The organism is Phyllobacterium sp. NPDC097923, assembly GCF_044760925.1.
GTDB lineage: Bacteria > Pseudomonadota > Alphaproteobacteria > Rhizobiales > Rhizobiaceae > Phyllobacterium > Phyllobacterium calauticae.
This window is the reverse complement of record NZ_JBIWBL010000001.1, coordinates 1,114,005-1,133,554: the sequence shown is the minus strand read 5'-3', so window position 1 is coordinate 1,133,554 and position 19,550 is coordinate 1,114,005. Positions and strand designations below refer to the sequence as shown.

General features: G+C 61.4%; 19 protein-coding genes. 14 read left to right on the top strand and 5 right to left on the bottom strand.

Annotation, left to right across the window (positions count from 1 at the left end):
* The first annotated feature begins 60 nt into the window (after positions 1-60).
* The 11 genes from rpsF (at position 61) to ACIQWS_RS05675 (ending at position 11,345) form a co-directional block, all read left to right on the top strand.
* Positions 61-486: a 30S ribosomal protein S6 gene (rpsF, locus tag ACIQWS_RS05725; protein WP_105735802.1), complete on the top strand. Its 426-nt coding sequence runs from the start codon at positions 61-63 to the stop codon at positions 484-486.
* Positions 486-734 carry a 30S ribosomal protein S18 gene (rpsR, locus tag ACIQWS_RS05720; RefSeq protein ID WP_027229803.1) on the top strand — a complete coding sequence of 83 codons (249 nt, stop codon included), beginning with the start codon at positions 486-488 and terminating at the stop codon, positions 732-734. The genes rpsF and rpsR overlap by 1 nt, the downstream gene beginning before the upstream one ends.
* A 159-nt stretch (positions 735-893) precedes the next feature.
* Complete coding sequence (locus ACIQWS_RS05715) at positions 894-1,868, top strand: DUF2232 domain-containing protein (protein WP_346307611.1); 975 nt, start codon at positions 894-896, stop codon at positions 1,866-1,868.
* Between the two features lie 19 nt (positions 1,869-1,887).
* Positions 1,888-2,457 carry a 50S ribosomal protein L9 gene (gene rplI, locus ACIQWS_RS05710; RefSeq protein WP_288194111.1) on the top strand — a complete coding sequence of 190 codons (570 nt, stop codon included), beginning with the start codon at positions 1,888-1,890 and terminating at the stop codon, positions 2,455-2,457.
* A 191-nt stretch (positions 2,458-2,648) separates the two neighbouring features.
* Positions 2,649-3,929, top strand: coding sequence for a class I SAM-dependent methyltransferase (locus ACIQWS_RS05705; protein ID WP_403172094.1), 1,281 nt, complete (start codon positions 2,649-2,651; stop codon positions 3,927-3,929).
* A 314-nt stretch (positions 3,930-4,243) separates the two neighbouring features.
* Positions 4,244-5,743 (top strand): replicative DNA helicase, encoded by a 1,500-nt coding sequence (locus ACIQWS_RS05700; protein ID WP_346304872.1) that lies wholly within the window; start codon positions 4,244-4,246, stop codon positions 5,741-5,743.
* Between the two features lie 4 nt (positions 5,744-5,747).
* Positions 5,748-6,914, top strand: coding sequence for an alanine racemase (gene alr / locus ACIQWS_RS05695; RefSeq protein WP_403172077.1), 1,167 nt, complete (start codon positions 5,748-5,750; stop codon positions 6,912-6,914).
* Positions 6,914-8,314, top strand: a complete 1,401-nt coding sequence (gene radA / locus ACIQWS_RS05690; protein WP_403172060.1) for a DNA repair protein RadA — start codon at positions 6,914-6,916, stop codon at positions 8,312-8,314. Before alr ends, radA begins: the two co-directional genes overlap by 1 nt.
* Before the next feature lie 59 nt (positions 8,315-8,373).
* Positions 8,374-8,964 carry a CvpA family protein gene (locus tag ACIQWS_RS05685; RefSeq protein ID WP_105735815.1) on the top strand — a complete coding sequence of 197 codons (591 nt, stop codon included), beginning with the start codon at positions 8,374-8,376 and terminating at the stop codon, positions 8,962-8,964.
* A gap of 117 nt (positions 8,965-9,081) precedes the next feature.
* Positions 9,082-10,575, top strand: a complete 1,494-nt coding sequence (gene purF / locus ACIQWS_RS05680; RefSeq protein WP_403172051.1) for an amidophosphoribosyltransferase — start codon at positions 9,082-9,084, stop codon at positions 10,573-10,575.
* Between the two features lie 17 nt (positions 10,576-10,592).
* Positions 10,593-11,345 (top strand): SDR family NAD(P)-dependent oxidoreductase, encoded by a 753-nt coding sequence (locus ACIQWS_RS05675; RefSeq protein ID WP_223611252.1) that lies wholly within the window; start codon positions 10,593-10,595, stop codon positions 11,343-11,345.
* Between the two features lie 7 nt (positions 11,346-11,352).
* On the opposite strand, the gene ACIQWS_RS05670 is transcribed toward ACIQWS_RS05675, so the two are convergent.
* Positions 11,353-12,417, bottom strand: coding sequence for a helix-turn-helix domain-containing protein (locus ACIQWS_RS05670; protein WP_403172026.1), 1,065 nt, complete (start codon positions 12,415-12,417; stop codon positions 11,353-11,355).
* Between the two features lie 139 nt (positions 12,418-12,556).
* Between ACIQWS_RS05670 and ACIQWS_RS05665 the strand changes: the two genes are divergently transcribed.
* The 3 genes from ACIQWS_RS05665 to ACIQWS_RS05655 all read left to right on the top strand — a co-directional run bounded on the left by ACIQWS_RS05665 (position 12,557) and on the right by ACIQWS_RS05655 (position 15,390).
* A complete protein-coding gene (locus ACIQWS_RS05665; protein WP_403172012.1) occupies positions 12,557-13,261 on the top strand; it encodes a hypothetical protein in 705 nt (234 codons plus the stop codon).
* Positions 13,262-13,291: 30 nt separating this feature from the next.
* A complete protein-coding gene (locus tag ACIQWS_RS05660) occupies positions 13,292-14,278 on the top strand; it encodes an alpha/beta hydrolase family protein (protein WP_403172006.1) in 987 nt (328 codons plus the stop codon).
* Between the two features lie 65 nt (positions 14,279-14,343).
* On the top strand, positions 14,344-15,390 hold the full coding sequence (locus ACIQWS_RS05655) for an alpha/beta hydrolase family protein (protein ID WP_403171999.1): 1,047 nt from the start codon (positions 14,344-14,346) through the stop codon (positions 15,388-15,390).
* Positions 15,391-15,552: 162 nt separating this feature from the next.
* On the opposite strand, the gene pssA is transcribed toward ACIQWS_RS05655, so the two are convergent.
* From pssA to ACIQWS_RS05635, 4 genes are all read right to left on the bottom strand, one after another.
* Complete coding sequence (pssA, locus tag ACIQWS_RS05650) at positions 15,553-16,320, bottom strand: CDP-diacylglycerol--serine O-phosphatidyltransferase (RefSeq protein WP_403177519.1); 768 nt, start codon at positions 16,318-16,320, stop codon at positions 15,553-15,555.
* 85 nt (positions 16,321-16,405) lie between these two features.
* Positions 16,406-17,104, bottom strand: coding sequence for a phosphatidylserine decarboxylase (locus ACIQWS_RS05645; protein WP_403171991.1), 699 nt, complete (start codon positions 17,102-17,104; stop codon positions 16,406-16,408).
* Between the two features lie 165 nt (positions 17,105-17,269).
* Positions 17,270-19,168 (bottom strand): ABCB family ABC transporter ATP-binding protein/permease, encoded by a 1,899-nt coding sequence (locus ACIQWS_RS05640; RefSeq protein WP_403171982.1) that lies wholly within the window; start codon positions 19,166-19,168, stop codon positions 17,270-17,272.
* 2 nt (positions 19,169-19,170) lie between these two features.
* Positions 19,171-19,506 (bottom strand): helix-turn-helix transcriptional regulator, encoded by a 336-nt coding sequence (locus tag ACIQWS_RS05635; protein ID WP_223611257.1) that lies wholly within the window; start codon positions 19,504-19,506, stop codon positions 19,171-19,173.
* Positions 19,507-19,550: the final 44 nt, after the last annotated feature.

Genomic DNA, 19,550 nt, shown 5'->3' with positions numbered 1-19,550 from the left:
AGAGATTCGCAGAGGTTTACCGTTGATTCCGGGCAATATTAACGAAGAAAGGCAAAGACAATGGCTCTTTATGAACATGTGTTCCTTGCTCGACAGGACATTTCGCAGCAGCAGGTCGATGCGCTTGTAGAACAGTACAAGGGTATCATCGAGGCCAATGGCGGCAAAGTCGGGCGTATTGAAAGCTGGGGCCTCCGCGCCCTGACATACCGCATCAACAAGAACCGCAAGGCGTATTACTCGCTTCTCAACATCGATGCTCCGGCAGCTGCCGTTGCCGAAGTTGAGCGCCAGCAGCGCATCAATGAAGACGTTCTGCGCTTCATGACGATCCGCGTTGAAGAGCACGAAGAAGGCCAGTCGGCCATGCTTGCACGCCGTGACGATCGCCGCGAACGCGACGACAAGTTCGGTGGCCGTGATGACGATCGTCCGCGCCGCCCACGCCGCCCGCGTGACAACGAAGCCGGTGAAGGAGCAGAATAATGGTTGATATCAATCAGATCCCGACCCGTCGTCCGTTCCATCGCCGCCGCAAGACCTGCCCGTTCTCGGGTGCCAATGCGCCGAAGATCGACTACAAGGACATCAAGCTCCTGTCGCGCTACATTTCCGAGCGTGGCAAGATCGTTCCTTCCCGTATTACGGCTGTCAGCCAGAAGAAGCAGCGCGAACTCGCCCAGGCGATCAAGCGCGCCCGTTTCCTCGGCCTGCTGCCATACGTGGTAAAGTAAGACTATCGAAGGCGGCAGGATTTCATCCCGCCGCCTTCTGCCCTCCGGGGCAACACAGCCTTCCGCGATGGGCGCGGTCAGGCACACCAGAAAACCCAAGTTGAGGGATCGGTTGAAAAACCACCTCTAACTGCTTCAACAAGCAGGACAGCGAGCGACATGAAACTGACTGGAACAGATATCGGCATTGGTGTGCTGGCGGGCCTTGCGGCTGCGCTGCTGACGACCGGTGTTATCGTGAATTCCAGCCTTGCCATGATATTGCTGCTGTTTTCGCCGCTGCCGATCTTTGTCGCGGCGCTGGGCTGGGGCACGGCCTGCGGCTTCATCGCCGCGCTGACCGTGGCTGTTGCGGTGTCCGTCATCGCCGCCCCGACGGCCGCCGTCGTCGTCGTGCTCATCACCGCCCTGCCCGCCGCCGTCGGCGCCTATTTCACCGGCCTTGCCCGTCCGGCCGCCGAGATTGGTGGACCCAAGGACGTCTATGTCTGGTATCCCCTCGCCGATACATTGCTGCGGCTGGCGCTTGTTGTCGCCGCCGCCTTCATCGTCATCGGCGTCATGATCGGCTTCAGCGAAGACTTTGCCCGCCAGCTGGCGCAGGCGCTGACCCAGCAGCTGGCCGTGAGCAATCCGGAACTGGCGGCCAATGCCGACCTGACGCAGAGCATGGCGCAATTCGTCGTGCGCGTCCTGCCGGCCCTGCAGCCCGCCGCGTGGCTGTGCGTCATCATCGCCAATCTGTACATCGCCCTGCGCCTGACCGCTGCCTCGGGCAAACTGCGCCGCCCGCGGGACGACTGGCCGCGTGCCCTGCGCATGCCGCGCCCGGCGCTTGTCGTTTTTGCCGTCGCCTGCGCCGCTGCGTTTCTGCCGGGCGGTCCCGGCTACGCGGCAACGGCGGTTGCCGGTGCCCTCGGCGCCGGGTTCGTCCTGGCCGGCTTCGGCATGCTGCATGCCCGCACGCGCGGCGCCACCTGGCGGCCGTTTGCGCTGTGGTTCGCCTATCTCGCCGTGTTTCTCTTTATTTTTGCGCTTCTCGTCTTCCTTCTCGCCGGTCTGTTTGACACATCGCGCAACGCGCCGGTTTCGAAGGCTGTGAATACCGATACCCCACCCAATAACGACAATTGAACTTGAAAGGAAAACTCACATGGAAGTCATTCTTCTCGAACGCATCAGCCGCCTCGGCCAGATGGGTGAAACAGTCAAGGTAAAGGACGGCTTTGCCCGTAACTTCCTTCTGCCGCAGGGCAAGGCGCTTCGTGCCAACGAAGCCAACAAGAAGAAGTTCGAAGGCCAGCGCGCCCAGCTCGAAGCCCGCAACCTCGAGCGCAAGACCGAAGCTCAGGCAATCGCCGACAAGCTCGACGGCAAGACATTCGTCGCCGTTCGCTCCGCCGGTGAAACCGGTCAGCTCTACGGTTCAGTAACGACCCGCGACATTGCCGACCTGATCACGGCGGAAGGTTTCTCGATCAACCGCAACCAGGTTGAACTGAACACGCCAATCAAGACGATCGGCCTGCACAAGATCGTTCTGGTTCTGCATCCGGAAGTTGAAGCAACGGTTACGATCAACATTGCCCGTACGGCCGATGAAGCCGAGCGTCAGGTAAAGGGTGAAGACCTCACCTCCGCCGAAGCGATCTATGGCATTGAAGAAGCACCGCTTTCCGACGAATTCTTCGACGAAGACGAAGAAGGCGAAGAAAACGCCTGATTTCAAAGCAAAAACCGCTCGCAGGAGTGGTGTTTGCTTTACCATAAAACACCCGGCAGAGATGCCGGGTGTTTTTTTGCTTTGCAGAATCAAAAAAACGGGTAAATTTGTTTATCCTACCCACGCCCGACCTTGGCTCAATCCCGAGCCTCATAATGGCCGAGCTCTATCGTCAATGATGGAGATTGTTCATGAATGCCATTCTTAGGGCTGCGCTTTCGCGGCTCATCCACACTGGTACACTTTCGATTACTGACTCATCCGGCCAGAAGCGCACCTTTGGTGACGGGACCGGAGAACCGATCCACTTCCGCATCAACACGGCTGCGGCCGAACGGCGGATTGCCTTCGACCCGTCCCTGCATTTCGCCGAAGCCTATATGAACGGCGAACTCGATGTTCTCGACGGCGATATCTACGACGTCCTAAAGATCATCTTTGAAAACACCGGCGCCACCGCGGCACGCGAGCCATGGATGCTGGCGCTGGAGGGCATTCGCCGTGCCACCCGCCGCCTGCACCAGATGAACAATCTCACCCGTTCATCCAGCAATGTGCAGCGGCACTACGACCTGTCGGAAGAGCTCTACCGCCTGTTTCTCGACCCGGACATGCAGTATTCCTGCGCCTATTTCGAGCATCCAGATGCGACCCTCGAAGAGGCGCAACTGGCGAAGAAGCGGCATATCGCGGCCAAGCTTCTGGTCGAAAAAGGCCACAGGACCCTCGATATCGGCTGCGGCTGGGGCGGTCTCGGGCTTTACCTCGCCCGTCATCTCGATGCCAATGTGCTGGGTGTCACCCTCTCGCACGAACAGCATGGCATCGCCAACAAGCGGGCCATCGACGAGGGCCTGTCGACACAGGCTCGCTTCGACCTGCGCGACTACCGGACCATCGACGACAGCTTTGACCGGATTGTCTCCGTCGGCATGTTCGAGCATGTCGGCGTCGGGCATTTCGCCGAGTATTTCCAGCATACGGCGCGGCTGTTGAAGAAGGACGGGGTTTTCCTCCTGCATTCGATCGGCCGGTCGGACGGGCCGTCCTATACCAATGCCTTCATCCAGAAGTACATCTTTCCGGGCGGCTACATTCCCGCGCTCTCTGAGGTGCTTCCGCAGATCGAAAAGGCGGGGCTGGTCATCACCGACATCGAAATCCTGCGGTTGCACTATGCTGACACACTGCGCATCTGGCGTGAGCGGTTCATGGCGAACCGCGACAAGGCCAAGGCGATCTATGACGAGCGCTTCTGCCGCATGTGGGAATTCTATCTCGCCGCATCGGAATCAGCCTTCCGCTGGCAGAACCTGATGGTGTTCCAGATCCAGCTGGCGCACCGGCAGGAATCGGTGCCGCTGACGCGCAACTACATCGAGAAGGAAGAAAAGCGCCTGAAGCGGCTGGAAAGCGAGCGCAGCTGCGCCAATACCCAGGTCGACAACCGGGAATCGGCTGCCGGGCGCTGACGCCCGCCGCAGCAAACCCATTGGCCCGTCGCGATTGTGCTGATCGCGGCGGGCCAATGCATGAATCGCGCCCGGTTTTTGTATCGTGATCGCGCATTCTGGCAAGTGCGCGGTGGACATTGGCAGGAGAACGCGCTTAAGCCTCCCCACGGGCTGCCAGATGGCTTAGAATCATCGAGGCGCGAATCAGGTAAGAAATAAAGCCAATCTTTTCCGCTGCTGTGGATAGCGGGGTTAAGCCTGTGCTTTGGCAATGCTCCATTGCTTAGGATTCACGCCGAAGGCCATAGTTAATTCGAACGGGAAAAAATACCATGGCTGAGGCAGCACGCAAATTCATCGAGGTACGGGACAACGCGGACAAGCTTTACCGTGAAGCACCGAACAATATCGAAGCCGAACAGGCGCTGCTCGGGGCCATTCTCATCAACAATGATGCGTTTTACCGGGTCTCCGACTTCCTCAAGCCAGTGCATTTCTACGAGCCACTGCACCGCAAGATTTTCGACGTGTCGTCGGACATGATCCGCATGGGCAAGATGGCCAATCCCGTCACGCTGAAGACGTTCCTGCCCGTGGAGGAAAAAGTCGGCGAGATGACGGTGATGCAGTATCTGGCGCGCCTTGCCGCCGAAGCTGTGACCATCATCAATGCCGAGGACTATGGCCGCGCCATCTATGATCTTGCCACGCGCCGCGCGCTGATCACCATCGGCGAGGACATGGTCAATATCGCCTATGACGCGCCGGTGGACGTGGCGCCGCAGGGCCAGATCGAGGATGCCGAGCGCCGCCTGTTCGAACTGGCGGAAACCGGCCGCTACGATGGCGGCTTCCAGACCTTCACCGATGCGGTGAAAACCGCCGTCGACATGGCCAACGCCGCCTTCATGCGCGACGGGCACCTGTCCGGCGTTTCCACCGGCATCCATTCTCTCGACAACCGCATGGGCGGCCTGCAGCCGTCGGATCTGATCGTGCTTGCAGGACGACCCGGCATGGGCAAGACCTCGCTTGCCACCAACATCGCCTTCAACATCGCCGCGGCTTACGAGTCCGAGCAATTGGCGGACGGGACGATCAAGGCCAAGAATGGCGGCGTTGTCGGCTTCTTCTCGCTCGAAATGTCGTCGGAACAGCTGGCGACGCGTATCATTTCCGAGCAGTCGGAGATCAGTTCATCGAAAATCCGCCGCGGTGAAATCAACGAGGCCGAATTTGAAAAGCTCGTCGCCTGCTCGCAGCACATGCAGAAGGTGCCGCTCTATATCGACCAGACCGGTGGTATTTCCATTGCGCAGCTGGCCGCCCGTGCCCGGCGTTTGAAGCGCCAGCGCGGCCTCGACGTTCTGGTCATCGACTATATCCAGCTGATGCAGGGCTCGTCCAAAAAGGCCTCGGAAAACCGCGTGCAGGAAATCACCGAAATCACCACGGGCCTGAAAGCGCTCGGCAAGGAACTCAACACGCCGATCATCGCGCTGTCACAGCTCTCCCGTCAGGTGGAAAGCCGCGAAGACAAGCGCCCGCAGCTCTCCGACCTGCGCGAATCCGGGTCGATCGAGCAGGACGCCGACGTGGTGATCTTCGTTTATCGCGACGAATACTACATCAAGAACAAGGAGCCGAAGGAAGGCACCGAGGAGCATTTCAAGTGGCAGGCCGACCTCAAGGAGGCCATGGGCAAGGCGGAAGTCATCATCGCCAAGCAGCGTCACGGCCCGACGGGCACGGTGAAGCTGGCCTTCCAGGCGGAATTCACCCGGTTCACCGACCTTGCGGAAGATTCACACCTGCCAGAACGCTTCGAGTAATCAATTGAACAGCACAAAACCTCACGTCACCACCGCAGGCGCCGATCCTCGTCTCGCGGGCGGGCGGCTTACCATCGATCTCGATGCGCTCGTGGCCAACTGGACATTCCTTGCGGAAAAATCGAAACCGGCGCAGGCGAGCGCTGTCGTCAAGGCCGACGCCTACGGGCTCGGCATCGGCCATGTCGTGCCTGTCCTGCGCGACGCCGGCTGCCGGACCTTCTTCGTGGCACTGGTCGAGGAGGGCCTGCGGGTCAAGGCCGCCGCGCCGGATGCACGGGTTTTCGTTCTGAACGGCCTGTTTGCCGACGCGCGCCCGGTGTTCGAAGCGTCGGGGCTGATCCCCGTCCTCGGCTCGCTGCACGAAATCGGCCTGTGGAGCCGCGCCAATGCCGCGAGCGGATTGACGCTGCCCTATGCCCTGCATGTGGATACCGGCATGAACCGGCTGGGACTGACCATGGCCGAAGCACTCGATTTTGCTGCCGCTGGCCGCGAAATGCCGGTGCTGGTGATGACGCATCTGGCGACCGGCGATGAACCCGGCCATCGCCTCACCCGGCAGCAGATCGAGTCATTTCAAACGCTTCGCACCGCTTTTGCAGGCATCGAATCAAGCGCGTCCAACTCCTCCGGCATTTTTCACACGATCAGCAATGGCGGTGACCTGAGCCGTCCGGGCATTGCCATGTATGGCGGCGAGGCGCTGGCCGGCGTCGCCAATCCCATGCGCCCCGTGGTGACGCTCGAAGCGCGCGTCGTGCAGATCCGCACCAGCTCCAAGGGTGAGACGACCGGTTACGGCGCCACCGCGCTCTTGGAACGCGACACCCGGATTGCCATCTGCTCGACCGGCTACGCCGATGGCTATCTGCGCTCGCTGTCGGGCAGCGGCACGCCCCTGCGCAACGTCGTACCCAAGGGCGGCGAAGGCTTTGTTGCCGGACGCAAGGTGCCGGTGATCGGCCGGGTGACCATGGACCTGACATCGTTCGACATCACCGATCTTCCCGAGGACGCCGTCAAACCCGGCGATCACGTCGAGCTGTTCGGTGGCAATATCGCCCTGGATGACGCGGCGCGCGCCGCCGGCTCCATCGGCTTCGAACTTTTGACCAGCCTGGGCAACCGCTATCACCGCCGCTACCTCTATTCCGGAAAAGGCGCCTGATGGCCAAGGCAAGAATTCAATTCATCTGCCAGAACTGCGGTGGCGTGCATACGCGCTGGGCCGGCAAGTGCGATTCCTGCGGCGAGTGGAACACGCTGGTCGAGGAAGGCACGGCGGGCGGCATCGGCAGCGGTCCCGGCAAGCTGTCGGGCCGCAAGGGGCGCGCCGTCGCCCTCACCTCGCTGTCCGGCGAGATCGAGGATGCGCCGCGCATCCACTCCGGCATCGGCGAGCTTGACCGGGTCACCGGCGGCGGTTTCGTGCGCGGTTCGGCCATTCTGGTGGGCGGCGATCCCGGCATCGGCAAATCCACCCTGCTGACCCAGGCGGCGGCGGCACTGGCGCGGCAGGGCCACAAGGTCATCTATGTCTCGGGCGAAGAAGCGGTGGCGCAGATCCGCCTGCGGGCGCAGCGCCTGCATGCCGCCGACACCGATGTGCTTCTGGCCGCCGAAACCAATGTCGAGGACATCCTCGCCACCATTTCCGATTCCAAGCGGCCCGATCTCATCATCATCGATTCGATCCAGACCCTGTGGACGGATGCCGCCGATTCGGCCCCCGGCACGGTCACGCAGGTGCGCGCCGGGGCCCAGGCGATGATCCGCTTTGCCAAGCAGACCGGCGCTGCCGTGGTCCTGGTCGGTCATGTCACCAAGGACGGCCAGATCGCCGGGCCGCGCGTCGTCGAGCACATGGTGGATGCGGTACTGTATTTCGAAGGCGAAGGCGGCCACCACTACCGCATCCTGCGCACGGTGAAGAACCGTTTCGGCCCGACCGACGAGATCGGCGTGTTTGAAATGTCCGACCGCGGATTGCGCGAAGTGGCCAATCCGTCGGAACTTTTTCTCGGCGAACGCAATGACAAATCGCCGGGCGCCGCGGTTTTTGCCGGGATGGAAGGCACCCGGCCGGTGCTTGTGGAAATTCAGGCGCTGGTGGCGCCCTCGACGCTCGGCACACCGCGCCGCGCCGTCGTCGGCTGGGACGGCGGCCGTCTTTCGATGATTCTGGCGGTGCTTGAAGCCCATTGCGGCGTGCGGTTCGGGCAGCACGATGTTTACCTGAATGTGGCGGGCGGATACCGGATTTCCGAGCCTGCAGCCGATCTTGCGGTTGCATCTGCACTGGTTTCCTCCATTGCCGGTATTGCCCTTCCGGCCGATTGCGTCTATTTCGGCGAAGTCAGCTTGTCTGGCGCCGTTCGCCCGGTGGCGCATGCGGTGCAGCGGCTGAAGGAAGCAGAGAAGCTTGGGTTCAAGCAGGCTGTTCTTCCCAAGGGAAGCAACGACGTGCCGAAGGGACGCAATGCCCATCTGACCGAGACCGCTTCGCTGCCGGACCTTGTGGCCCGGATTGCGGCGTCGGGACCCGGTAAAACGAAACGCGACGACTGACGCGGCACAGTCCTCCCGAGAGGGTGTGCAGGTCGGAATTGGATTGGGGATACATGTAAATGCCTATTACGTTGCTAGACGGAATTCTTTTGGGCATCACCCTCGTTTCGGCGGTCCTCGCCATGGTGCGCGGCTTTTCGCGCGAAGTGCTGTCCGTCGTGTCATGGGCAGCGGCGGCCGCGGCCGCCTATCTCTTCTACAAGCCTGTGGTCCCCTTCCTTGCCCCCTATATCAGCAATGAGACCATCGCCCAGATCGCGGCAGCCGGTATCGTCTTCATCGTCACGCTGATCATCGTTTCCGTCATCACCATGAAGATTGCCGATTTCATCATCGACAGCCGTATCGGCGCGCTCGACCGCACGCTCGGCTTCCTCTTCGGCGCGGCGCGCGGTGTCCTTCTCGTGGTTGTCGCGATGCTGTTCTTCAACTGGCTCGTCACGGACAACCAGCCCGCCTGGGTGGCGCAGGCCAAGTCCAAGCCGATGATCGACTCACTCGGCGCAAAGCTGATCAGCCTTTTGCCGGAAGACCCGGAATCAACCATTCTGAAGCGTTTGAAGCCCGGCTCGAGCCATACTCCGGACGCAACGACGGCACCTGAACCCAAGGAAGACATCCCGCCGGAAGGCACGACACCGAAGCCCTGACGGGCTGCCGGGTGCGACAAACGGTTAACTTGGCGTTTGCGTGGTAATACCCCACATAGTGTGGCATAATGGAATGACAGATCTTACAGTTGAATCTGCGGCGAAAGGCTTGCGGTAATGACCGACATTTTTCGTGATGAGACCCCTCTCATGTCCCTTGACGACGACACACTGCATGAAGAGTGCGGTGTGTTTGGCATTTTGGGGCACCCCGATGCCGCCACGCTGACGGCGCTGGGTCTGCATGCCCTGCAGCATCGCGGGCAGGAAGCGGCGGGTATCGTCTCCTATGACGGCAAGCAGTTCTGCTCGGAGCGCCGCATGGGTCTTGTCGGCGACCATTACACCAACCCCGCCACGCTGGCGCAGCTGCCCGGCGACCGTGCCATCGGCCATGTGCGCTATTCCACGACAGGCGATCCTGCGCTGCGCAATGTGCAGCCGCTGTTCGCCGAACTGGAAATCGGCGGCATCGCCATCGCCCATAACGGCAATTTCACCAACGGCCTGACCATGCGCCGCAAGCTGATCGCCGACGGCGCGATCTGTCAGTCCAATTCCGATACGGAAGTGGTGCTGCATCTCATCGCCCGTTCGCGCAGCACATCGTCGAGCGACCGTTTCGTCGACGCGATCCGCCAGATGGAAGGCGGCTATGCCATGCTCGCCCTCACCCGCACCAAGCTGATCGCCGCGCGCGATCCGATCGGCATCCGGCCGCTCGTCATGGGTGATCTCGACGGCAAGCCGATCTTTGCCTCCGAAAGCTGCGCGCTCGACATCATCGGCGCGAAGTTCGTGCGTGACATCGAGAACGGCGAAGTCGTGGTCTGCGAGATCCAGAGCGACGGCACGATCAGCATCGAAGCCTTCAAGCCGCAGTCACCGAAGCCGGAACGCATCTGCCTGTTCGAATATGTCTACTTTGCCCGTCCGGATTCCGTTGTCGGCGGCCGTAACGTCTATACCGCCCGCAAGAACATGGGTATCAACCTGGCCAAGGAAGCACCGCTGGACGCCGACGTCGTCGTCCCGGTTCCCGACGGCGGCACGCCTGCGGCCATCGGCTTTGCCCAGGCGAGCGGCATTCCGTTCGAGCTCGGCATCATCCGCAACCATTATGTCGGCCGTACCTTCATCGAGCCGACCCAGTCGATCCGCGCCTTCGGCGTCAAGCTGAAGCATTCGGCCAACCGGGCCGTTATCGAAGGCAAGCGTGTGGTTCTGGTCGACGATTCCATCGTGCGCGGCACCACGTCGGTCAAGATCGTGCAGATGATCCGCGATGCCGGGGCGCGCGAAGTGCATATCCGTGTCGCCAGCCCGATGATCTATCATCCGGATTTCTACGGCATCGACACGCCGGATGCGGACAAGCTGCTGGCCAACCAGCATGCGACCCTTGCCTCCATGTGCAAATATATCGGCGCGGATTCGCTGGAATTTCTGTCGATCGACGGGCTGTACAGGGCGGTCAGCGGGGCACCGCGCGACGCACAGGCGCCGCTGTTCACCGACCACTACTTCACTGGCGATTACCCGACCCGGCTGGTTGACCGGGACGGCATCAGCAATGTGCGCCAGTTCTCGCTTCTCGCAAACAACGGCTAACGGTTGAGTTCCCATTCATGATTTCTGACGGCAGTTTCCGGCTGGACGGCAAGCTTGCGCTTGTCACCGGCGCATCCCGCGGCATCGGCTATTTCCTTGCCAAAGACCTGGCAGCGCGCGGTGCGCATGTGATTGCCGTCGCCCGCACGGTGGGCGGTCTGGAAGAGCTGGACGATGAAATCAAGGCAGCGGGCGGCACAGCGACGCTGGTGCCGCTCGACCTGACCGACATGCCAGCCATCGACCGGCTCGGCGGTTCCATCCATGAGCGCTGGGGCAGGCTCGACATTCTCGTCGCCAATGCCGGTATCCTTGGCACGATCTCGCCGATCGGCCATGTCGAGGCAAAAGTCTTCGACAAGCTGATGAACATCAATGTGACCAGCGTCTGGCGGCTGATCCGCAGCACCGACCCGCTGCTGAAGCTTTCCGAGGCAGGCCGTGCGGTGCTGCTATCCTCCGGCGTTGCCCACTCCGCCCGTGCCTATTGGGGCCCCTATGCGGCATCCAAGGCCGCTGTCGAGGTGATGGGCCGCAGCTGGGCCGAGGAAGCGCGCCAGACAAAACTGCGCATCAATTCGGTCAATCCCGGCGCGACACGCACCGCCATGCGGGCGCAGGCCGTACCGGGCGAAGACCCCGACACATTGCCGACTGCGGCGGAGGTGGCCGCCAAGATCGCGCTCATTCTCGATCCGAGGATCGACGCAACGGGCAAGCTCTACGACGTGCGCGCCGGCAAGCTGCTGGGCTACAACGACCCGAGCTGAAAGCTGATCATCCGGCGAGGCGGATAACCGCAGCGCCGGTTTTGCCTGCGGAGAGCACATTGGCGCGCCAGGCTTTCGGGCTCATGCCGGTGACACGCAGGAACTCGCGGTTGAAGTTGGATTTTGTCTGAAACCCGGCATCGAACATGATGCCGGTGACCGCACGATCCGTATCCGCCAGCAGACGGCACGCTTTCTTCACCCTGTAATCATTCACATACTGCGAGACGCTCATCGCCTTGACCCGGTTGACGGCTATCGACACCTGCCGGGCCGGCAGGCCCATCTTGCGCGCCAGGCGGTTGAGGTTGAGATCGACATCCCGGTAGAGTTCCCGCGCCTGCATCAGCCGATCGAGCGCGGCGGCGATGTCCGTGTCTTCGGCGCTGGGTAGCACCGGAGAAGCGCCCTCTTCCGCGATTGCTTCGTCCCGTTCCTCCGGGCGGCTGGTCCCGGCGACCGTGGCCGCGCTCCCGAGGACGAGCAGGGCCAGGACATTGCCGATGGCAACGATGCGGGCGGAATGGCTGCCGCCCGACTGGGCAAAATCCCAACTGATGACGATGTCGATGACAGCGGAACTGGACACGGCAAAGGCCGTCACCTGCAATGCCCGGTAGGCGCTGATGACACCGTCCAATCGGGATGAACCCAATGCGTCGGGCCCTGCAAAGGCGAGACGGCAAAGGGCAATGCCATAGCCCGCGAACACCAGAATGATAACCAGCGATATCGGTGCGGGCCAGAATGCAATGAGACCGGTGACCACAAGCACCGGCAACAGGTGTAGCAGGAGCCACGGACGCTCTGCCGGCGGCCGCTCGCTGCGCAGGCCTTCAAAACTCAGCCATGCCAGCGTGGCGATGACAACGGCGAGCACGGCCTGGACCGGCAGGACCTCCAGCACACCGTAGCCCCAGCGCACCCCGATCACCACCGATTGCAGGGCATAGACCGACACCAGGGCGAGAAAGAACGCATTCCTGTCATTGCCATCGCTTCGCCGGATCATCTGGACGAGAAGGACGACAAGCAGGACGGCGACGACAAAAGGCAATGGAACAAACAGCATGGAACCTGCGACCGGGACGAGTGGACGAAGCCCACTATGTCCTGAAACGCGATCGCGGACGACCTGAATTGTGATCAAGGTCGAATTTCAGCCGATAGCGCCCTCCTCTGGTTGTCATGCCAACCCACAGGAGCCCATCATGCTGAGCCTTATCACCGCCATTCTGCTTCTCTTCGGAACCGTAACCCCCAGCGCCGCCGGCGAGCTCCAGCCGCCGCTCGATATCGCTGCGGTCAACAGCGTCACGATTACGGGGGAAGCCAGCCACATCGTGTTCACGGCAGGCGATGGCGCGCCCTATCAGGCCCGCGTCACCAGCACCCGGTCCGGCTGGTTCTCCGGCTGGTATTCGAGCTGGTTCGCCGATCAATGCGCCACCCGCACCACCATGGAGGTTAGGGAACGCACGCTGCGCATCCACGTGGTCAACGCACCGCTTCTGAGCCTTTCCGACTGCGAAGTGCTGATCCGCGCCAGCCTGCCTGCCGGCAGCGATGTCAGCATCGAACAGGCGGCGCTGCAGGCCCGGCTGACCGGTGACTACGGTGCCGTACGCATCAAGGGCCATGCGGCGGATTTTGCGCTGGATGGGCACGCGGCGAGCCTCGATATTTCGGGTGACGCCGTGCGCAGCGACCTGCGCTTTGCCCGCGTCAGCAACAGCGAGACCATCCGGCTCGATTCCCGCGCGCTCGACGCCTCCTTCAGCTTCGGCAAGGACGTTCCCATCAGCTACACCGTGGATGCCAAGGCATCCCTCGTCGACAGCAAGCGTGACAGCACACCCGGCGCCAAACCCGCGATCAGCATCAGAAGCGACTATGCGCGCGTGACGATCCGCTAATTCCCATCACTTGAAACAAGGAAATCACCCATGAACATTCCCAGATTCATAGTATTGTCTGCCTTCCTCGCCTTAAGCTCCGTGCAGACGGCACCGGCCGCCGGACTGACATTCATTGACGTGCCGCAGGACAATCATGGCCCGTCATTGGAGAGCGCCGTCTGGTACCCCTGCGCCGGCAATCCGACGCAGGTCGACATTGGCTTCGATCATTCAACAGCGGTGAAGGATTGCCCGCTGATGGGCCAAAAGCTGCCGCTCATCGTGATTTCGCACGGTGTCGGCGGCTGGTACGGCAATTTCCATACGCTTGCCGAACAAATGGCCGATGCGGGTTTTGTCGTCGCGGCCATCAACCATCCGAGGGATGGCGGACGATCCAGAACGCGCGATCCGGGCGATATTGCGTCCATGACCCAGCGTCCGCAGGACATGACAAGGCTGCTGGACTTCATCCTCACCTCGTGGTCCGACGGGTCGCGCATCGATGCCACCCGCATCGGCTTCTTCGGATTCTCCCGGGGCGGGTTCACCGGTCTTGGTATGATCGGCGGCAATCCCGACTGGAAAAAGCTGCTCGATAATTGCCCTGTCTATCCCGGCAATCGCTTCTGCGCGCAAATCCGGGCAGGTGATATTCCGCCGCTCACCGCCGATCCGCGCATCATCGCGGCTGTTATTGCCGACCCCGCCGGCGGCAACCTGTTCACCCCGGAGAGTTTGGGACGCGTGACTGTTCCCGTTCAGATCTGGGGTTCGGAATATGGCGGTGACGGCCTATCGCCTGCCGATGCGGCCTCCGTTGCCAGATATCTGGCAAGCAAACCTGAATACCGCCTGGTGCCGAAGTCCGGCCACTTCTCGTTCCTGCCGCCATGCAGCGCCGAATTCGCCAAGCTCGTGGCTGACTCAGGAGATACGGAACTGTGCAGCGATGCCGAGGGCTTCGACCGCGTCGCCTTCCACAAACAGTTCAACGCGGATGTGCTCGCATTCTTCCGGAAGTATCTGATGTAGGTCGGGCAGATACTGCCTGCTGCATGAGCTCCCCTGTATCCCAATTTCCAGCATGGAGATAGAACATGAAACTGCATATCATGCTTTGTACCGCGGCACTTTCAGGTCTGTTCAGCGTTGATATGGTCAAGGCCGACACACCGGCTGGCGTTCGGCAAATCACCGTTCCCTCGAAAGAACGCGGCACCGATCTCGATGTGACGGTCTGGTATCCGGCACGGACCGGCGGCGAAGAAGTCCTGCTTGGCGATACCCCACTTTTCAAAGGGACCGCCAGCATGCGCGATGCACCTCCCGTTGAGAGAAAATTTCCTCTCATCCTGCTCTCCCACGGCACCGGCATTGCCGGCAATGCGCAAGCCACGGGCTGGATTGCCGCCCCCTTGGCGCGGCAGGGATATATTGTCGCCGCGCCAAACCACCCGGGAAATCAGAGCGGAAACACATCGGCAAGCGAGACGATGAAGCTTTGGCTGCGGCCAGCGGATTTTACCGCGACCCTGGATGCGTTGAAAACCGGAACGGTTTTCCGCGACCGGATCGACTGGAAAAACGTCGGCGCGCTTGGCCTTTCCATGGGTGGCTACACCGCCCTTGCGGTGGCAGGCGCCCGCATGGACCGGCAACGCCTCGCGGCCTATTGCGATACCGATCTGCGCAACCACTCCCTGTGCGAATGGCTCGCACAGAGCGGCGTTGATCTGCACAGGATGGATGTGCAGCCGGCAGGCTTGGACTATAGGGACAACCGTATTCGCTCGGCAGTTGCAATCGACCCGGCCATGTCGGACACGCTCACAACCGAAAGTGTTGCAGGCATCGCAATCCCCGTCGACCTCGTGAACCTTGGCCCAAAAGGTGACATTCCCCGCACGCTGCAGGCGTCGTGGATGGCTGACATCATTCCGGGCGCGCGCCATGCAAGCATCGAGGATGCCAACCATTTCAGCATGTTTGCCGCGTGCAAGGCCGGTGCATCGGACAAACTGAAGGCTGAGGGCGTAACAGAACCGCTGTGCGACGATGGCGGCGGGCGATCCCGCAGCGCCATTCATGAACAGCTGATCGATATGATCACAGACGCGTTCAACCGGACGCTCAAAGCGCAATAGATGCGCTGCAAAGTCGTTGTGCGTGGTTCGACAAGCTCACCATGAGGGAGTTGGTTTGGCGCAAGGCCAATTTGGCAACGTTGCAGAACATAGCTCTCTGCAATCCTCACTTTCCCTCATGGTGAGCTTGTCGAACCACGCATGATGGCGCCTGCAATCCCTTCAGGACGCGGGTGTCTCTGAACCGGCGACAGATTCAGCAGCAGCGGCAGCATCTGCCGCTTCGTGCCGCTTCCACGCGCGGGCGCTGAACGGCAGGCTCAGGAAAAAGCCGATGGTGGTCAGCGTCAGCGTCTGCCACGTGTAGCTCATCAGGAATGCCACATAGACCACGATGAACAGGAAGCTCGGCATCACCCAGTCGGAGCGGAGTTTTGTTCCGGCCGCCTTGCCGCTGAACACCGGCAGGCGGCTGATCATCAGGATCGCCACGCAGACGGTATAGGCGGCGCCGGCAAAGGCCAGTGGCCTTGTCGGCGCGAGGCCGAGAAAACCGAGATAGACCGGCAGCATCACCAGCATCGCCCCCGCCGGGGCGGGAACGCCGGTGAAAAAATTGCCCTGCCACGCCGGTTTGCCGATCACATCAAGCATCACGTTGAAGCGGGCGAGGCGCAGACAGCAGGCAATGCAATAGAGCAGCGCGGCGATCCAGCCGAAGGAGCGGGCCTGATCCAGCATGTAGGCATAGAGCACCAGCGCGGGCGCCACGCCGAAATTGACGATATCGGCAAGCGAATCCATCTGCGCGCCGAATTTTGTCGACCCCTTCATCATGCGGGCGATGCGCCCGTCAATGCCGTCGAGGAACGCGGCGAGAAGCACCATCGATACCGCCAGTTCGAAGCGGTTCTCGAAGGCCAGCCGGATACCGGTCAAACCGGCGCAGATGGCCAGAACCGTAATGACATTCGGCACGAGGTAGCGCATGGGGATGCGCGAACCGGTGGGTTCCTGCACCTGCGGCTTTTCATCGAACAGCGGATCGGTCTCGGGTTCGTTCATGCCGCGCGCCTCAGCTGATACGGACCAGCGGGGCGCTGGGCTCGCCGCCGAATTCCGCCAGCACGCTCTCGCCGCCAACGGCCGTCTGGCCGACGGCAACGCGCGGTGCAAAACCTTCCGGCAGGTAGACATCGAGGCGCGAGCCGAAGCGGATCAGGCCAAAGCGTTCGCCAATGGAAATGGAATTGTTTTCATCCACCCAGCAGACAATGCGGCGGGCCACGAGACCGGCAATCTGCACCACGGCAACCCGGCCATTGGGGCTGTCGATCACCAGGCCGTTGCGCTCGTTCTCGGCGCTTGCCTTGTCGAGTTCCGCATTGAGGAACTTGCCGGGCTTGTGGACGATGGTGGTGATGCGGCCGCGCACCGGGGCGCGGTTGATATGGCAGGAAAACACGTTCATGAACACGGAAATGCGGGTCATCTCGCGGTCGCCGAGGTTGAGTTCGCGCGGCGGCACGGCAGGTCCGACGGCCGATACGATGCCATCGGCCGGGCTGATCACCAGCCGGTCATCGGTCGGGGTGACGCGCTGCGGATCGCGATAGAAATAGATGCACCAGGCGGTGAGGATGAGGCCGATCCAGAACAGCGGTTCCCAGAAATAACCGAGAACCACGGTCACGCCGGCAAAACCGGCGATGAACGGATAGCCTTCCCGATGGATGGGGACCAGAGTGTTGCGGATGGAATCGACAAGGCTCATTGCTTTGTTCCTGACAGCGCCGGATGTTCGCCGGGCAGCATACACGCCGCGCCGGAATTTCGCGTTACTTATCGGAGATTGGCAGCGGGGGCAAACCTTTCAACCCGGCTTGCACCGGTCATCAGCAGAATTCTTCCGCATTCAATTTTTTCCGGCTGCGACTTTTCACGGCTCGACGGCGACATCGAGCGCCGGCTTGCCGCGAACGACGACACCCAGATCGTCTTCCTCGCGCACCTTGCGCAGGCGTTCTTCGGCCTCGGTTGCCTCGCGCTGGCGGTTCCACATGGAGGCATAGAGGCCGTTTTCGGCCAAAAGCGCCGCGTGCCTGCCGCGTTCGGCAATCACGCCATCCTTGAGCACGATGATCTCGTCGGCCCCGATGATCGTCGACAGGCGGTGGGCGATCACCAGCGTGGTGCGGTCGCGGCTGACCAGATCGAGCGATGCCTGGATTTCATGTTCGGTCGCGCTGTCGAGCGCCGAAGTGGCCTCGTCGAGGATCAGGATCGGCGGCGCCTTCAAAATGGTGCGGGCAATGGCAACGCGCTGCTTTTCGCCGCCGGAGAGTTTCAGGCCGCGCTCGCCGACCATGGCGTTGTAGCCTTCCGGCAGGCTCTGGATGAAACTGCCGATCTGGGCGAGTTCCGCCGCGTTGCGCACTTCCTCTTCCGTCGCCGTGATGCGGCCATAGCGAACGTTGTAGGCGATGGTATCGTTGAACAGCACCGTATCCTGCGGCACCATGCCGATCACCGCGCGCAGGCTTTCCTGCGTGACATCGCGGATATCCTGGCCGTCAATGCTGATCGAACCGCCCTGGATATCGTAGAAGCGGTAAAGCAGGCGCGACAGGGTGGATTTGCCGGCGCCGGACGGGCCGACAATGGCGACGGTCTTGCCGGCGGGAACGTCGAAGCTGACCCCCTTGAGGATCGGGCGCTGGGGATCGTAGGCGAACTTCACATTGTCAAAGCGCACGGCGCCGCGCTCGATCACCAACGGCTTGGCACCGGGCTTGTCGGTCACCTCCTGCTCGACATCGAGAAGATCGAACATCTGTTCGATATCGGTCAGGCCCTGCCGCACTTCGCGGTAGATGAAGCCGATGAAATTGAGCGGAATGGAAAGCTGCATGAGCATGGCATTGATGAAGACGAAATCGCCGAGGGTCTGCGTGCCGGCCAGCACCTCCCTGCCCGACATGATCATCATGACAGCCATGCCGATGCCGAAAATCACCGACTGGCCGAAATTCAGCCAGCCGAGCGACGTCCAGATGCGGGTCGCGGAAATCTCGTAGCGCGCCATGGCCGCATCGAAGCGGCTGGCCTCCATCTGTTCGTTGCCGAAATATTTGACCGTCTCGAAGTTCAGGAGCGAGTCGATGGCCTTGGTGTTGGCGTCCGTGTCGGAATCGTTCATGTCGCGGCGGATGCTGATCCGCCAGTCGCTGGCACGGATGGTGAACCAGGTGTAGAGCCAGACCGTCGCCACGACCACGGCGAGATAGGACAGACCATAGGCAAACGCGAAAATCACGGCGGTCAGCAGGAATTCGATGATCGTCGGCGCGGTGTTGAGGATGGTGAAGCGGACGATGGTTTCAATGCCCTTGGTGCCGCGCTCGATGATGCGCGACAGGCCGCCGGTGCGCCGCTCGACATGGAAGCGCAGAGACAGGTTGTGCATGTGCACGAATGTCCGGTAGGCAAGCTTGCGCACGGCATATTGCCCGACACTGGCAAACAGCGCATCGCGCAGCTGGTTCAACCCCGCCTGAATGATGCGCGCGGCATTGTAGGCGGCCACCAGCATCAACGGGCCGACGAGAATGAGCGGCAAGAGATCGGACGGCACGAACTTGCCGTTCAAGGCATTGGTTGCCCATTTGAAGAAATAGGGCACCAGAATGAGGATGACCTTGGAAATCAGCAGGTAGAACGAGGCCCAGACGACCCGCATCTTCAGGTCGGGACGTTCATCCGGCCACATATAGGTCCAAAGATTGCGGATGGTCTGCAGCGTTTTGCCAGACTCGGCGGAGACAGTTTTTTCAGCCACGGCTATTCCTTGATGGCCGCAGCGGCTACCCGCGCTGCCGGCACAATGGTATCGGGCGGACAGCAGAGATTGGCCATATCGCCGACAAGGGCGGCGACATCGGCAAAGGCGTCCGGATTGATGCTGTAATGGGAACTCTGGCCGGACTGGCGGTAATTCACCAGACCGGCATCGACCAGTATTTTCAGATGCTGCGATACGGTCGACTGCGCCAGATCAAGCGTTGCGACAATATCCTTGCAGCAGGAGGCGTTCAGCCCGGCCAGCTGCCGGACTATGCGCAGGCGCGCGGGATGGGCAAGCGCAGTGAGAATCCGCGCCGTTTCCGCATCTGACATCGCCTGTTGAAATCGGTTGCTGCATTTCATCGTTCATCGGCGAT